The sequence below is a fragment of the Armatimonadota bacterium genome (genome assembly GCA_017993055.1).
Lineage (GTDB): Bacteria > Armatimonadota > UBA5829 > DTJY01 > DTJY01 > JAGONM01.
In genome coordinates this window covers 51,439-68,304 of record JAGONM010000021.1, presented here as the reverse complement: position 1 = coordinate 68,304, position 16,866 = coordinate 51,439, and the positions used below count along the sequence as shown (strand labels likewise).

Below are 16,866 nucleotides of genomic sequence, written 5' to 3'. Positions count from 1 at the left end.
TTCGCAGATCAGTACGGCTGGGAGCGCTCCAGCGAGGGGTATAAGCGCGTGGTGGAGGCGGATGACATTGATCTCGTGGACATATCCACGGGGAACGACACCCATCGCGAGATCGCCCTCGCCGCCGCCGCGAACGGCAAGCACGTCTTCTGCGAAAAGCCGATGGCTTTGAGCGTTGCGGAGTGCCGTGAGATGATCAAGGCGGTCGAGAAGGCGGGGATCATCCACATGATCAACTTCAACTACCGGACCGTGCCGGCTGTCACGCTCGCTCGGCAGATGATCGAGAAGGGAATGATCGGGACGCCGTACCATTTCAGGGCGGTCTACCTCCAGGACTGGATCATGGACCCGGATTTCCCGCTTGTCTGGCGGCTTCAGAAGGACAAGGCGGGCTCCGGCGCGCACGGCGACCTCAACGCGCACATCATTGACATGGGCCGCTGGCTTTGCGGGGAGTTCGACTCGGTGTGCGGGATGATGAAGACGTTCATCAAGAAGCGGCCCTTGCTCAGCGCGAACGTTGTCGGGCTGGCGGGGGCGAAAGGCTCCGGGAAGATGGGCGATGTCACGGTTGACGACGCGACTCTCTTCATGGCCAGGTTCAAGAACGGGGCGATCGGCACCTTCGAGGCGACGAGGTTCGCGGGCGGCAACAAGAATGGAGTCCACTTCGAGATGAACGGAAGCGAAGGGAGCATCCGTTTCAACATCGAGCGGTATAACGAGCTGGAGTACTTCAGCCGCAAGGACAAGGACGGCCAGCAGGGCTGGAAGACCATTCTGGTCACCGAGGGGTCCCATCCTTACCTCAAGGGTTGGTGGCCTGCCGGACACATCATCGGGTGGCAGCAGACCTTCGTACACCAGGTCTACAACCTTATGAACGGGATCGCGGCGGGCAAGAACCCGAGCCCGAACTTCTACGACGGGCTCAAGTGCCAGGCCGTGCTCGAGTCGGTCGAGAAGTCGGCTGAGACTGAGTCCTGGGTGAAGATCAAGGACTGACCCCGATGCGGGAACAGCCGCGGCCTCAGCGCAGTCATAGAACAGGGCAGTCGGAGCGGTGGTCACGCGAGGATCGGCTTCATTGACTTTGCCCGGGGCGTGTGCTAACATTGCACGCGCGGCGTATTCTTGCGTCCGGAAGTCCGAGCTGTCAGCGCGCGACTGCGGCGTCACAGCATTAGTGGGAGGAAGGCAGAGCATGTCCAGAGGTTGGAGAGTCTTGATACCGGCGCTGGTGGCGATGGCCGTCTTGGGCGGGAGTTCTCTCGCTTACGCGCAGACGGAAGTCGAGATCGTTCGCCCGATGGACGGCGCGACAGTCCGCGAAGTGGTGAGGGTCGTCGTGCCCGCTTCTTCCGTTCCGAGCGGGGGATATGTCTCGATAAGCATAGACGGCCGTAGGAGAAGCGCAATCGCGAAGAATGTGGAAGCGGACGCCTTCATCTACGAGTGGGATACCAAGTCACTCGACCCCGACGCGAGTCTTCCGCTGGCGCAGCGCCAGCCTCGAGAGGGCGAACACGCCGTCACCGTGCAGGCCTTTGACAGCGCTGGGAGAACCTACGGGGTAGCGAAGACCATCACGGTGAACGTGAGAAACAAGGCTTCCGAGCTTATGCCTCCCTCAGGCCTGATGCTCTCGTACACGCTCAAGACCGGGGGGAAGAGCAAGTACCGCTTCACGTCGGTCACAAACATCAAGGATGTTGCAGGCGCACAGGAGCTTGCGGCTACTATCGGTCAGGAGATCGAGGGCGGAGAGCTAACCGTGCTGCAGAGCATCGAAGACCTGCGGCCCGACGGAACCGCACTGGTCCGCCAGAAGATGGACGGGGTGCTGAGACTCCTCCAGGGAGGCCGGAGTATCCCGGTTACCGGCGTGACCGCTAAGGCCACCTATAAGATCGAGGATAGGGCGGGCAGGACACTCGGGGTGATTCAGTCTCGGGCTTCGGGAACGGCTTTCTCGGTGGATCTGCCGAACCTGCCTGTGTCGCGTGTTCGCATCGGAGACTCTTGGACCGACGTTGACAACGTGTTCCAGGATGTCGCGACCGGCAGCAACATATCCATGCCCTGTTCGAGCACGCTTGAAGGCCTCGAATGGCAGGGCGGACATCCTTGCGCGAAGATCAGGACCACGTTTTCCGGGACAAGAAAGCTTCCCGAGTCGCCGATTCTTACCGAGCCCGTGCCGATGAAGGGCGAGAAGATCACCTACTTCGCGTTCCAGGTGGGTAAGGTCATCTCGAGTGAGACTACGGTTCTGATTACCGCGCCGATGGACCGAAGCACCGTCGCATCGATCAGCGAGAAGCTCATGAGCGCATACACCGCCAAGTTCCCGTCGCTCAACGCGCCGACTGGCGGGGATATGTCGCCGGGCTTTCAGGGGATGCCGAACGAGACGCCTCCCGGTGGGGAATCACCTCCAGGAGGGCTCTACAGCCCGGGAGCTTCAGGTGGCATGACCGCGGCAGGCCCGTCCTCGGATCGGGTGAATGTCACTCTGGAAGTCAAGCAGAAGGTCGAGTTGGTTCACTGAACCTGGCAGCGGCTGGTCGAAGAGCACTCTGTGAAGGCGGGGGATACTCTCCCGCCTCTCTTTGGTTCCCGCTAGTTGGTGTGCCAGGCTCCGCAGATTATCCAGGATGGTGCGAATGTCCGATTCCGCGATTGCAGAGTTAGAAGATGACGACGCCCCGGGCCGACAGCTTGAGCTACTGGAGCACCTGACCGAGCTGCGAACGAGGATTATCCGAGTGGTCGTATACGTCGCGGTGGGCATGCTCTTCGGGTGGATATTCTATAGCCGCTTTTTCAGTTTCCTCACAGCGCCTGTTTCTGTGTTCTTGAAGGGCGACAGTTCGTTTCTTATAACGGGGATCACTGAGGCGTTCAGCATCAAGATGCAGATTTCCGTCGTTATCGGCATAGTGCTGGCGCTGCCCCTAATAACGATGGAAGGCTGGCGATTCGTCGCACCCGGCCTGACCCGACGAGAGCGGCGGTCGGTCAAACTCGTGGCTCCGCTGTCAGTCGTGCTGTCCGCGCTCGGGCTTGTGACGGCGTACTTCGTGATGCCGATGGGCATCAGATGGCTCATAGGCCTCATCCCGAAAGAAGCGAAGTTCATGCCGAACGTGCAGACCAGCATGCTGTTCATCGTGAAGACGTATCTCGCCTTCGCCGTGCTGTTCCAGATGCCGGTCGTGCTGATGTTCCTCGGAAAAGTCGGTATCGTCACTTCCGATATGCTCACGCGAAACTGGCGACAGGCGATCGTCGTCATCGGCATAGTTGCCGCCGCCGCCACTCCGTCGGGCGATGCTGTCACGATGATGATGATGTGTGGGCCGATGATCGTGCTATACATTCTCAGCATCGGCCTGGTCCGCATGGTCGAGCATCGAGCGTAGCGTGGGCTACTCATTTTTTGCAGCACGAGGATGAAGGATTTGCGGACGAGCATGAGTAATGGAGCATGGAAGAGGGGTCGTCTCACTCCCTCGTCGAATGTTGGTTTGTCGGCCCTGCAACGGCCAGAATGGGCGACGGGCGGCAGGGCTCTTGGCGCAAGGAAAGGGGAAATGACATGACACGACTTCTGGTAGCCGCCGTGGCAGTTGCGATTCTCTCAGGCGCGGCGTTTGCGAGTCCTTCGTTTCTCGGTATCACCGGTAACATACTGACTCCGAGTGACGAGGTTCTTATGGCGGGAGATTTCAGTGCGGGGATGTTCATGGTGCAGAGCGACAACACGCCCTTCGTGATCGGGGCAAACGTCGGTGTGAACAACCAACTCGAGGTCGGCTTCGGCCACTATGATCCGGACGTTGCAGGCGTAGGTAGCAACACGTTCTTCAGCTTCAAGTACTCCGTGATCGAGGAGACCGAGGCGATTCCGTCCCTGGTGATCGGCGCGATTGACGTCACCGGGGAACTGGATCCGAACGATGACCCCGGGTTCTATGCTGTTCTGGGGAAGAATATCACGCCGTTTGCCAGCAACCTGATGGGTAAGCCGATCTCCCCGATCCATGCAATGGTTGGAATCGGCGGCGGCATATACAACGGCTTCTTCGGCGGCCTTGACTGGGAGTTGAACGAGCAGATCAGCCTGTCGGCCGAGTATGTGAACAGCCTCAGCCTCATGAATATGTTCGACAAGAAGTCAATGATGAACTTCGGCGTAAGGCTGGCATTCAGCGAGAGCCTGACTGCCTCCGGCGCGATAATAGACGGAAACGATTTCGCGTTCGGACTCTCATTCGTCAGAGCGGGCATAGATCTGTAGTCCGATCCTTGTGGCGGCGGGCTTCGGTTCGCCGCCTCCTATATTCGCGGCGCCTATCGGCGTCTACTCCTCACCACACAGCCCCCGGCATCAGCCGCATTTGATTCACGCACCCAGATTACGCTATAATGCTCGCAGAGGTTGGTTGCACAATGGCCTTCACTCAGCAGCATCAAACCAAGTTCATGATCATGACGTGGGGTTGTCAGATGAACGAGGACGACTCCACGCAGATGGCGAATCTCCTTGCCCGAGCAGGATTCAGCTCTACGAATGATCCGATGGACGCCGATATCGTCGTCCTCAATACATGCTCCGTTCGGGAGAAACCGGAGCAGAAGGTTCGGAGCAGACTCGGCGAACTCAGGCTTCTCAAGCAGGAGAAACCGAATCTGATCATCGGCGTGTGCGGATGTATGGCACAGAGAGACGGCTTGGAGCTGCGAAAGACGATGCCGTTCATAGATCTGGTGCTCGGAACCGCCAACATTGAGCGACTGCCGTCTCTCATCGAAGATGTGCGAAGTTCCCGCGGATTTGCATCGGCGCTCGATCTTCCATTGAGGAACGGCAAACGGCCTTCGAGCGCGCGTCATTCACGTTGCTGCTGTATCGAACGAATCATCGGGGATGTCGGACTCAGGATGTTCGTGCCCGTGATGTACGGCTGCGACAACTTCTGCACCTACTGCATCGTCCCGCGTGTCCGAGGTCCCGAACGCAGCCGCGCAGCATCCGAGATCGTTGCTGAAGTTCGGGAATTGGTGGACAAGGGCTGTCGTGAGGTCACACTGGTTGGGCAGAATGTGAACAGTTACCGCGGGGAGTCGGTGGACACGGACTTCACCGATCTGCTGGAACAGTTGAACGATGTCGAAGGGCTCCAGCGAATACGCTTCACTACCTCGCATCCCAAGGATTTGAGCGACAGACTCATCGAGGCAATTGCCGAGCTGCCGAAGGTCTGCGAGCATCTTCACCTGCCGATGCAGTCAGGGGACAATGAGATACTCCGCAGGATGGGAAGAGGGTATACGGCCGAGCAGTATCTGGATCTGGTTGACAAGCTGCGACTGCGCGTTCCCGGTATTTCCCTGACCACCGACGTCATGGTGGGCTTTCCCGGTGAGACGGACGAGCGGTTCGAGAACACCGTCACTCTCGTTGAGGCCATCGGCTTCAACGGTGCGTTCATGTTTGCTTTTAACCCGCGCCCCGAAACCGACGCCGCTCTCATGGACGACCAGGTGGACGGCAGAACGAAGACACGGCGTCTCGTCGAGCTGATCGCCGTTCAGAATGAAATCACCCTCAGGGGCAATGAGGAGCGTGTCGGCGAAACCTTCGAGGTGCTGACGGAGGGTCCGAGTCAGCGAGACGCTTCCAGATTGACAGGATATACCCGAGGCAACAAGACGGTAAACTTCAGGGCTCATCCCGGTTTGACTGGGGAGTTGGTCATGGTGCGCGCTTCCCAGGCTCACCCGTGGGGTTTCAGCGGCGAGATCGAGTGAAATGACTTCGAGACTCACCCCCATGCTCCAGCAGTATACGGCCGTCAAGCAGGAGCACCCGGACGTCATCCTCATGTTCCGGCTCGGCGATTTCTATGAGATGTTCGGCGAAGACGCCCACATAGCCTCTAAGGAGTTGGAAATCACCCTGACGTCGCGGGATGCCGGCAAGTCCGGGCGCATGCCGATGTGCGGAGTCCCATACCATTCCGTCGACCGTTATATCGCTCGCCTCATATCTCGAGGCTATCGCGTGGCTATCTGCGACCAGGTCGAGGACACCAAGTCCGCGAAGGGACTGGTCAAGCGCGAGGTGACCCGAGTCGTGACTCCCGGAACCGTACTCGAGGACTCAATGCTCGATCCGGGATGCAACAACTACCTCATGGCGGTCGTGCTCAGGAGCGAGGTATTCGGCCTCGCGGTCATAGATATCTCTACCGGCGAGTTTCTCGTGACCCAAATCGCCGGATGTCAGTCAGAGCAGCGGTTTCTCGACGAGATTGCCAGGATCGCCCCCGCGGAAGTCCTCGTCCCGGAAGAGTGCGACGAGCTATCCCAGCGCATTCAGGACTCGTGCAAGGCCAGACTCACCCGATTCTCTCCGGGTGGGTTCATGACATCGCGTGATGTACTGCTAGAACACTTCGAGACCTCATCCCTACGGGGATTCGGCTGCGACGACTTCACTGCGGGCCTCGATGCCGCCGCCTCGGTTCTCAGGTATCTTGAGTCAGCCCAGCCGGCAGCGCTGGCCCATATTCGGTCCCTTAGCACGTACTCGACCTCCGGTTTCATGGTGCTGGATGCGCCGACCAGACGGAATCTGGAACTCACCCAGTCACTGCTCGAAGGACCGAAGAAGGGTAGCCTACTCGAAGTGCTCGACATGACGGTCACTCCGATGGGCGGGCGCCTGATGAGGAGATGGCTCGAACAGCCGCTTCTGGACGTTCAGAAGATTCGCGGGCGATTAGACGCGGTGGGGGCACTGCATGAGGACCTTCTCATTCGCAGCGCCCTCAGGGAATCCCTTCAGAAGGTATACGACCTGGAGAGGTTGATTTCGCGAACCGTCGCGAGGACTGCGAATGCTCGCGACCTCATTGCACTTCGGGACTCAGTCCTTGCGCTTCCCGAGATCGCGGATTCTCTCTCGATCTCTCCCAACGACCTGCTTCATGGTCTGAGCTCATCTATGTCGGGCCTGGACGCTGTGGCGGGGATCATCGGTGACGCCATTGTCGAGGAGCCGCCGGTCAACGTGAGGGACGGAGGAGTGATCAGGGCAGGGTTCAATCCCGATCTCGACACGCTTCGCGGCGCTAGCAAGGATGGCAAGTCCTGGATCGCGAGTCTCGAAGCCGAGGAAAGACAGCGCACAGGCATCAGGTCACTGAAGGTCGGTTATAACTCGGTGTTCGGCTACTACATTGAGATAAGCAAGTCGAATCTTGCGTTGGTGCCCGAGGACTACATTCGGAAGCAGACGATGGTGAACGGAGAACGGTTCATAACGCCGCAACTCAAGGAATACGAGGCTGCCGTTCTAGGCGCGGAGGATCGCGCTGCCGAACTCGAGCACGATCTCTTCTGCGCAGTCCGTGACCGGGTCTCCGAAGAGGCCCAAGGAGTCCTTGCAGCCGCCGGCGCCGTCGCACAGGTCGACGTGCTCTGTTCGTTCGCGGAGTCAGCGGCGGTCAACCGTTACTGCAAACCGGAGGTGGATGACGGCCCCGGATTGGTGATACGAAACGGGAGGCATCCGGTAGTGGAACGTGTTCAGACCGGAGAGCCGTTCGTGCCGAACGACACCTTGCTGGACTGCGAGGAGAATCAACTGCTTATCATCACCGGACCCAACATGGCCGGGAAGTCAACATATCTGCGACAGGTGGCCCTGATCACGTTGATGGCGCAGATTGGGGCCTTCGTCCCGGCAGACTCCGCTCGAATCGGAGTCGTGGACCGGATATTCACGCGTGTGGGAGCGCACGACGAACTCCATGCGGGCCAGAGCACCTTCATGGTCGAGATGACCGAGACCGCGAACATACTGAACAATGCGACCGAACGAAGCCTGATCATCCTCGACGAGATCGGCAGAGGCACCAGCACATTCGACGGCCTATCTATCGCCTGGGCCGTCGCGGAGCACATACGGGGAATCGGAGCGAAGACGCTATTCGCCACTCACTACCACCATCTGAATGACCTCGCAGGCACGATGCCGGGAATCAAGAACTACCGCATTGCCGTCAAGGAGGATGAGGAGCGGGTGATCTGGCTTCGGAAGATCGTTCCCGGCGGCACGGACCGAAGTTACGGGATTCAGGTGGCGAAGCTGGCGGGGCTTCCGAAGGAAGTCGTGGAGCGTGCGAAGGAGGTCCTCTGGTCGCTGGAGAGCAACGGGACGTCGAGGGGACAACTCGGACGGGAGGTGAGGGTGGCGGCGCGCACTGAGAGGCTGCAACTCACGCTCTTTGAGGCCGAGCCGCATCACGTCATCGAGAAGCTGGAAGCGCTCGATACCAGCGTGATGACACCAATCGAGGCCTTGACTATGCTCTACGACCTCCAGAAGAGCTTGAGAGAATAGTCCGTACAGCTACGATGGATTGGACTCAGAGCCAAATGACAGCGCAATGGGAAGTCTCGTTGGAGCCCCTAATACTGCGACAGAGTGGTCTGCTATGACCGTAACCCCGAATCGGATAATCAACGTCCTCGACGATACGACCGCGAACCAGATTGCGGCCGGCGAGGTAATCGAGCGTCCGGCGTCCGTTGTCAAGGAACTGGTGGAGAACGCCCTCGATGCGGGTTCTGCGGAGATACGGATCGAGATTCAGGACGGAGGAAAGCGATTGATCCGCGTCACCGACAACGGGACCGGCATGTCACGGGAGGACTCGATTGTCTGCCTGCAGAGGCATGCGACTTCAAAGCTGCGGTCAGCCGACGATCTGTTCAACATACGAACCCTCGGCTTCCGCGGCGAGGCATTGCCCAGCATTGCCTCCGTTTCGCGCGCGGAGATTCTCACGCGCAGGGACTGCGACGACTGCGGAACAAGGGTCGCGGTCATGGGTGGCGAGGTTGTCGAGGTCGCCGATGCAGGAGCGCCGGTCGGGACATGCGTTTCGGTGCACGAGCTTTTCTACAACCTTCCTGCCAGGCAGAAGTTTCTGAAGACCGCGCAGACCGAGCTGAGTCACATTACAGAACTGGTCGGCCGGTTCGCCGTCTCACACAGCGAGACTGACATCACTCTCTTGCACAATGATCGGCAGATTCTCCGATCGCCGAAGTCCTTCCGTCCGGTGGACTCTGTGCTCACCGTATTTGGTCGGGATGCCGCAGAGTCAGTCATCCCTGTGGCGGGCGATGCGGGCGCGTACCGCGTGAGCGGCTTGGTCTCCCGGCCTTCGTACTCCAAAGCGAACCGCTCTGCGCAGATGTTCTTCGTCAACAGGCGCTTCGTCCGCAACCGCAACCTGATACATGCTCTGGATGAAGCCTACCGGGGCATCCTGCCGCAGGGGAGGTTCCCACTACTTGTCGTTTTCATAGAAGTGGACCCACAGATAGTGGATGTAAACGTTCATCCCACGAAGATGGAGGTCAAGTTCAGCAAGGAGTGGGAGATTCACAACCTGCTCTCAGTGAGCATTCGCGAGGCGCTGTCATCGAGCACCGTTGCGCCCGACGGATCGGATATTATCCCATTGGCGGCAACATCTGTGCAGCGACCGACGTTCGCTCCGTCGTCCACGCCGCAGGCCCAGGGTTCCGGATCCGGATGCCTCGATCTGGAGTCCTTCCGACAAGCCCTGCATACGCGGATGCAGGCTTCCAAACTGCCATCCTCTCCAAACGCTGAACCTGCACGTGCAACCGAACCGAAACCCACCGACCCACAGGACCTTCTGTCCGAATCGGTGGTCATCGGACAGGCTCGAAATATGTACATTATCGCCCAGAGTCCAGCGGGAGTGCTCCTGATTGACCAGCATGTTGCACACGAGCGAGTCATCTACGATCAACTTAGCGGCATGCAGGAGAAGCTGAGCGCACAGAGGCTCATGATGCCGCTCACGGTGACATTCGGTCACAGGGAAGCGCTGGTCCTCGATAGCAGGCTCGAGGAAATGCGGGCGATGGGGTTCGAGATCGAGTCATTCGGCAGGGACGCGTTTCTCGTTCGAAGCATACCGGCGCTGATCGCCGAGAAGAACTACGAGGAGATTCTGCGGGACACCGTTGAAGAACTCACGGAGATGAGCGCGTCTCGCCGGTTGCTCGTACATCGGGACGCGATCATTACCACAACTGCATGCAAGATGGCAGTCAAGGCGGGCGACCGGCTTGCCGCGGACGAGATGATCCGACTCGTGGAGGAGCTTCGTCGCACAAGCAACCCCTACCTCTGCCCGCACGGCAGGCCGATAGTTGTCTGCTTCTCCAACCACGACCTTGACAGACTCTTCGGGAGGGCATAGGCACGGGAATGACTCTTCGACAGAAGTGGATACTCTCTGCGATAATCTCTATCATGATGGCTGGCAGCCTCGCCGCTGTGGAGCAGACCAAGTTCCCTGCCAGAGTCGGGGTCGAGCGGATGCAGGACGGTTCCGCATACGTCACAGTTAGCGGGAGAAGGTTCATGCATGTCCAGCGCTCTAATGGGACCCTCAAGCCTGCGGATCGAGCGGCGATCGTCGCTGATAGACTCTCCGTCATGCTTCAGAAGCTTACGGACATCCGGGCCATATCCGCGAAGGCTTCCGGCGCGAACGGACTGGTCTTGGTCAACGGTGCGCTTCTTGCGATCGCAACTCCAACCGATGCGAAGGCGGCAAGCACGACCGCGATGAAGTTGGCGGAAACGTGGGTCTCGAACCTGCGAAAGGTATTGACCCTGCCACCGATCTATGTTGAGCCGGAGAGCATGCTGATCCCACTCGGGGAGAAGCGTACTCTCTCGGTAAAGGTATTCATACCCGGCGACATCAGCGCGGAGGTCGCTGATGTCAGTGTGGTCAGAGCGCAACCTGCGTCCAGTGCCGGGATGCTCCTCGTTGAGGGACTGACCGTAGGAGATAGTTCCATAAGAGTGCGCTGCGGACAACATGAAGTGAACGTGCCGGTGAAGGTGCGGAAGTATGCGGCCGCCATCAACGGCGGAGTGAAGGCCACGGTCACGGGCTTGAATCCTCCACAGTCTCTGGCACTTCGATCGATTCGCGAATCGGTTCACTCAATGATATCGCTGGAGCCGGGCGCGTCAATCAGGAAGACGGAAGTCCCTCAATCCGTATCTGTCCCCGTGCCAGGTCGGAGCACGCAGGTACCGGTGTCGCTTGAGGCGGAGGGAGTGGACTACCTTCCGGTGAGACTTACGGGCACGGTGGAACTCCAGAATCGCGTGATGCCCAAGGTCGAATCCGAGAGCATATGGTTCTGCAACGAACCCGAGACCGTGCGCAGATTCCAGGTGCTCTTCACAGGGAAGCTGGTCCCATCGCAGGAGTCTACCCGACTGCTCTATCACCACTTCAATGATATGCAGCAGTGCATGGGGTTTGTTATAGATGTTGTAAATCCATCCGACCAGCCTGCGGAACTGCACATAATCGAAGGTGTCGCGGAGCCGATGGCCGACGTTGTGGTCGTCGGGTACGTTGCGGGCAGGGATTTCCTGAACAGCTATCAGTCGCTGATCGGTCGCATTCTGACCCTTGCCCCCAATTCGAGACGCGTGCTCGTGAGCCAAGCGGTTCATCACCCCAAGACGGCCAGCGGGATCATGGAGTTCCGACAACTCACGGGGCAGCAGCTGGTCGCTCGCGTGATCGCGAAGCCGGAGACGCAGCGACTGGCGGACGACCCGCTCGGTGTTGACCTGCCGTTGACAGGGTTCGATCCAGCGAAAGTCGCCTATTCCGATGGTGTCTTTCCGAGACCTTGGAAGATCGTGGACGCGGAATACACAGTAGGGAAGTCGTGGCAATTCATTCGACTGGGGAAGAACCCCATCCAGCACGCTACTCTCGATAGAGTGCTGTATGGCTTCGGAATCACATACGATATCCGCCTGACGATCGATAATCCGACCGACAGGCAGCAGATCGTTGAGGTTCTCTTTGAGGCACCCGCCGGTCCGGCCGCTGGAATCTTCCTTCTAGATGGCACCTACTCGGAAATCAAACGGATGCATCCGCCGGACGAACGGGTGATCGGTAGGTATACGCTGCAGCCGGGGCAGACCCGCCGGAGCACGATCCGGACGATACCCTTGTCCGGGTCAGCATATCCGGCGACTTTGATCGTACGAGTCGCGAAGTGAGATCCTTCCTAGAGGAGTGAGTGTTTTGCTGAAGCAAGCAAGGATACTCTGGTGCGACGCAGAGGCCAACATCAGCCGCATGGCCGACGTCGAAGGCGTTCGCCGGATCGTAGAGAGCGCGAAGCGGGCGAGGATCAATGCGATAGTGGTGGATGTCAAACCGCTAATCGGAGAAGTGCTGTACAAGAGTGCTGTCGCGCCGAGACTTACGCAGGTAGAGGGATTCGCCTACCCGGGCGATTTTGACCTGCTCCAGGTGATGATCGCTGAAGGGCATGCACGTGGCATCAGGGTGCACGCCAATATCAATGTGTTCTCCGAGGGCCACAGGCACTTCAGGCAGGGACCCGGCTTCGATCGTCCGGAATGGCAGGTTGTCTCGCACGAGGGGTTGTGGCGCATATCGATCGGAAAGGCTGAGTTTGAGGCATCCTCGGTTGACAGGCCGGATTTGCGTGAAACGGTCAGCATCTATACCTCCAGGAATGCGGCATCTCCCTCCGGCGAGGCGAGAACCTTCGTTACGGTGAGCAGAGACTGCGTCAGGGCGGTATCTCCGGAGTATGCTCCTCCTGAAACTGACGGGTGTGTGATTGCGATTCCCGAAGGTCAAGCGCGTGGAATAGCCACTGAGGACAGGGTGAGTTTCTCAGCATCTCCCGTGTTTCGCAGGATGGCCGAATCGCGCCTGCCATCCTACGGCGTATTTGTGAACCCGATCGGGCCGGCCCGCGAATACGAGTTAGATATCGTAGCGGAGATCATGAGTGGCTATCCGGTTGACGGTATTGTCTTCGACCGAATGAGATACCCCAACCTGCATGCCGATTTCAGCGATCTCAGCAGGGAGCGGTTCAGTGCGTGGCTCGGCGACTCATGCCTGATGTGGCCCGACGACGTATTCCGAATCAACGACAGGCCCTGGCTTCCTGTGGTGCAGGGCAAGTACTATCGTGAGTGGCTCGAGTGGCGAGCCCACCAGATCAAGGACTTTGTCGTGGATGCGACTCGTATCTGCCACTCGCTCCGTCCGGGAGCAAAGGTGTCCGCGTATGTCGGCTCTTGGTACGATCACTACTACAACGAAGGTGCAAACTGGGCCAGTGAAGGATACCATGCCGGGGCTCCATGGATGACACCTGCGCATAACCGCACCGGGTATGCCGAGTTGCTCGACTTCCTGTGCACTGGCTGTTACTATCCGATTGCGACGGTAGATCAGGCCAGGCGCGCAGGCCGTCCAGAGGGGGCAACAGTGGAGGCGGCCTGCAGGAGATCGCGCAAGGCAGTGAGGGGTGCATGCCCCGTATACGGCGGTCTGTACCTGAGAGATTACGAGAAAAGCCCTAACGCCTTCGAGTCCGCGGTCCGCGCAGCGCTCGCGCATAGTGATGGAGTAATGCTCTTCGATCTCGTCTACCTTGAGAAATACCACTGGTGGCCCATTGTGGAGCGGTTGTTCGACGAGGAGGCTGTTGCGCCGCATGATGAGGATTTCTGATATGAGGCGAGCATTCTCGTTTGCCCTAGTGACGATCAGTACGTTTGTAGCTTCAGTCTCATGTGCGGGGTTGGACGAGATCGCGCAGGAGAGCCACCGGATCCGCATCCATAACGCTAAAGGGGGGCTGGTTCAGGTCAGCGTAGACCGGGGGGAATCTTACACCACCGTGGGGCGAGTTACGCTGCCGGCGGTGCGGAGCATGCCTGGTTTCGCCGCCGGTGAGTACGCCGATCCAGGGACGGTAGCCGCAATCGCGGTTCACGCAATCCGCATCAGGTCGGGTAATGCCTCACCACGGAATGCATGGCCTCCGGTGTTCAGTATTATACCAAGGGAGTTCGAGTCACCCTCGACCGGGTATGAGAACGGTTCGTCGGGGATATACACTGATATCCCGGCGGGCACGGCTATCTTTCGGAACCTGTCGCCGCTCGTGGGCAACCCTGTGTTCTTGGAGGTCAATGGCAGGCTCAGCCCACTTTCGAGGGACTACATGCCTTCCAGCGGTGACAAGCTCGTCATCACCGTGCTTGTTCCGAGGAGGCGTCCGTCCGAGATCGTCATCGAGAATCGCCGCGGCGGCGCAGTGCAGGCCGTCTACGGCGACAGCATCGAGAGGATCGCCGTTGTCGAGAAGCCGGTGGCGGGTACCGGGCGTTTCGATGCCACGGAGTACACCGGCGTAGGGTGCATCAACACAAACCATTGCGGTGTGATAACCGTCTCCACAGCCCCGCGAGTCGGTCAGACGGCAAGGCACGGTGAGCAGAGAGGGGGATTTCAGATACTCCCGTCCCGGCATGCACACCGTATCGGAATGATCCCTCAGTACATGGTAGTCGCACCCATAGATGCGGGTTCCGCCACTCTGGAGGGTCAACCGCCTCTGTTCCAGGGGTTTATCGGCCTCGCTAGTGATGCTGACACGCCAGGACGTTCCTTCGGTGTCGAGGTGCGGGCCGGAGGTGTTGATTGGCTACCCATCAAACAACTGATCGGTAAGAACGATCGCTCGCTGGTCGACTATCGGGGAGTAGGTGAACCGATGACACACCTCCGCCTCATATTCCCTGATGCCTCAGAAGAGTGGCTCGCTCAGCAGGTTCGCAAGGCTGCCGAGAGTCATGTAGTTCGAAGCTACGGCGGACAGAGGTCAGCCGGTGACGAGTTCAACTTCGCTCTCTCCGGATCGGATCTCTCGGCGGTTCAGACGGCATCGCTGTTTGTGGACGGTGAGTTTCGCGGCATCAGCACTAGTCCGCCGTTCACTTTCCGCATCAACACGCTCAAGTACAACCCCGGCGAACACCGCGTCGAGATCAGGGGCTTGAACGGAGCAGGCCTTGTCGTCGCGACAAGCGAGAGCTGGTTCTACACAGTCAGCCCAGAGGAGGCGCGTAGGCCGTCTGTTAGCCCTGGTAATTCCACGGATTGACCGTCCGCGCGAGCGGGGATATAATGGATTCATTATGGACAGAAGAACTATTTCGATTCTCATTGCCTTCGTCTTTGTCCCGCTCGTTACGGGGATCGCGCCATTGTTCGCGCAGCGGAGTGACAGCGATACCTGCTCACTCGCGTACGGGTTCGGTCAAGGTGAGGTCATAAGGTACAGAATCATCCAGCGGATTACCGGCACCCGGACTCTGCCGGGCGCTACGACTCCTACTCCCGTGGAGAGCGAGTTGACTGCGGTGATAGCCGTCCACCTGATCAAACCCCTGGCCGCCGGGGGCATGGAGATCGCTGCGGATACCGAGTCGGCGTCCCTGAAACTGCCGGGCAGAGGCTCCCGCAGCCTGCCTCCGTCGAAGCAATCGCGGGTTTATCGTATTGACCGGTCCGGCAGGCTGGTCCCGCAGACGCAGGGGAGTGAGACGCCCAAACCGACTGCGAGCCGTTCTGTACTGGATCCTGCATGGATTGAGCCCATCGTGATTCTCGGCGCGCTTCCGCAGAAGCCGATTGCACCAGGGGGTGAGTGGTCGGAACTCGCCGTCAACCCGCTCCATGTGGGTTCGAAGATCAAAGTGACTTCGAAGCTAATGGAGATCAAGCAGACGGATGAAGGGCCGATTGCTATCATTGAGCAGATGCTCGGTTCAGCGGAAACCGAGGCCGAGGATAACCCCGAGGAGGAGGGGAGCCGGGTGCAGGGGCGAGTCGTCCTGAAGTTTCTTGCTGACAGGGAGCGGGTCATGTCGGCCGCCGGGGAGTTGAAGACCGTGGTCCGCGCACCGATGGGACTCCCCGGGTTGCCTGCAGGAGACCTCCCGATGGGGTCGGCGACGGCGCTCAGAGTCGAGCAGTACCAGACCAAGATTACAGTCGAGACACTTCCCCCAAACGCAGGGACGTCCGGGGAGAAATGATGCGCCGCGGGACGGTACCTGCGCAGCAAGCTGAGGAGATCTGACCTATGGGTCATGCCGCAACGGTCGTACTGGGCATAGCTTCTGCCGGTGCGCTTGCGGGCATTCTAGTGGGTCTGTTGGCGCACCGCGTCATCGGCGATTACATTGAGGGAGCCATCAGTGCATACGGGTGCATCGTCTACACTGGCCTGCTCATCGGGCTGATATCGTCCGTGGCGGTCTTCCGGTCGTGGTGGCTTCTGCTTACGGTATCAATAGCGGTCGCGGTATGGCTCGTGCTCTCGAAGCGTACAGAAGTCAATGATCGTTCCCGCTTCTATGAGGAGCGAGTCAGGCAGTATAGGGAGGCGCTGGAGGCTGACCCGAACAACCTGGCAGCCAGAAGCCGCGCCGCTGATGCGCTCTACAAGCTCGGTCATGTAGACGAGGCGATTGAGCAGTATTCCGAGGTGGTACGCCTCGCACCAGGCAGCACCGAGGAGGCTCACAGGCTAATGCAGCTTCTCCGAGAACGCGACGATCAGTGTGTAACCTCTGTTCTGTGTCCCGAATGCAGACACAGAAACCCGAAGGGCAGGCTCCATTGCGCTGACTGTGAAGCAAGCCTTGAAACTGCGAACAGGATGAGGATTTCGCTGGAGGCTGCATCTCTCTCGCGCTATCTGTCCCTCATTGCGGCCTGGGCGACCGTTGTGACGGTTGTGCTTCTCCTTGGAAGCGCCCTTTCACCGATTCAGCAAATGGTCGCCGCGTCTACGGTCATGCTGGTTGTGCTAATCGCGTTCTTAGTGCGGATGCACGTGGGTTGGTAGTGTCCG

Annotated in this window: 12 protein-coding genes; all 12 read left to right on the top strand. The window is 59.1% G+C overall.

Features of this window, described 5'->3' with window-relative positions; translation table 11 throughout:
* Nucleotides 1–1,008: Gfo/Idh/MocA family oxidoreductase (locus KBC96_09400; GenBank protein ID MBP6964608.1), on the top strand; the 1,008-nt coding region annotated here is incomplete at its 5' end.
* A 199-nt stretch (nucleotides 1,009–1,207) separates the two neighbouring features.
* Nucleotides 1,208–2,554: a hypothetical protein gene (locus KBC96_09395; protein ID MBP6964607.1), complete on the top strand. Its 1,347-nt coding sequence runs from the start codon at nucleotides 1,208–1,210 to the stop codon at nucleotides 2,552–2,554.
* Nucleotides 2,555–2,669: 115 nt separating this feature from the next.
* Nucleotides 2,670–3,428, top strand: coding sequence for a twin-arginine translocase subunit TatC (gene tatC / locus KBC96_09390; GenBank protein ID MBP6964606.1), 759 nt, complete (start codon nucleotides 2,670–2,672; stop codon nucleotides 3,426–3,428).
* Nucleotides 3,429–3,604: 176 nt separating this feature from the next.
* Nucleotides 3,605–4,306: a YjbH domain-containing protein gene (locus tag KBC96_09385; GenBank protein ID MBP6964605.1), complete on the top strand. Its 702-nt coding sequence runs from the start codon at nucleotides 3,605–3,607 to the stop codon at nucleotides 4,304–4,306.
* Between the two features lie 152 nt (nucleotides 4,307–4,458).
* Complete coding sequence (gene miaB / locus KBC96_09380) at nucleotides 4,459–5,820, top strand: tRNA (N6-isopentenyl adenosine(37)-C2)-methylthiotransferase MiaB (protein MBP6964604.1); 1,362 nt, start codon at nucleotides 4,459–4,461, stop codon at nucleotides 5,818–5,820.
* 1 nt (nucleotide 5,821) lies between these two features.
* Entirely contained in the window at nucleotides 5,822–8,419 is a 2,598-nt protein-coding gene (gene mutS, locus KBC96_09375; GenBank protein ID MBP6964603.1) for a DNA mismatch repair protein MutS, read from the top strand.
* 94 nt (nucleotides 8,420–8,513) lie between these two features.
* Complete coding sequence (gene mutL / locus KBC96_09370) at nucleotides 8,514–10,322, top strand: DNA mismatch repair endonuclease MutL (GenBank protein ID MBP6964602.1); 1,809 nt, start codon at nucleotides 8,514–8,516, stop codon at nucleotides 10,320–10,322.
* An 8-nt stretch (nucleotides 10,323–10,330) separates the two neighbouring features.
* Nucleotides 10,331–12,169, top strand: coding sequence for a hypothetical protein (locus KBC96_09365; protein MBP6964601.1), 1,839 nt, complete (start codon nucleotides 10,331–10,333; stop codon nucleotides 12,167–12,169).
* 25 nt (nucleotides 12,170–12,194) lie between these two features.
* The gene (locus KBC96_09360; GenBank protein MBP6964600.1) at nucleotides 12,195–13,670 is read left to right on the top strand and encodes a family 10 glycosylhydrolase; all 1,476 of its coding nucleotides are present in this window, start codon (nucleotides 12,195–12,197) and stop codon (nucleotides 13,668–13,670) included.
* 1 nt (nucleotide 13,671) lies between these two features.
* A complete protein-coding gene (locus KBC96_09355; protein ID MBP6964599.1) occupies nucleotides 13,672–15,108 on the top strand; it encodes a hypothetical protein in 1,437 nt (478 codons plus the stop codon).
* Nucleotides 15,109–15,142: 34 nt separating this feature from the next.
* Nucleotides 15,143–16,045 carry a hypothetical protein gene (locus KBC96_09350; protein MBP6964598.1) on the top strand — a complete coding sequence of 301 codons (903 nt, stop codon included), beginning with the start codon at nucleotides 15,143–15,145 and terminating at the stop codon, nucleotides 16,043–16,045.
* 47 nt (nucleotides 16,046–16,092) lie between these two features.
* The gene (locus KBC96_09345; protein ID MBP6964597.1) at nucleotides 16,093–16,860 is read left to right on the top strand and encodes a tetratricopeptide repeat protein; all 768 of its coding nucleotides are present in this window, start codon (nucleotides 16,093–16,095) and stop codon (nucleotides 16,858–16,860) included.
* Nucleotides 16,861–16,866: the final 6 nt, after the last annotated feature.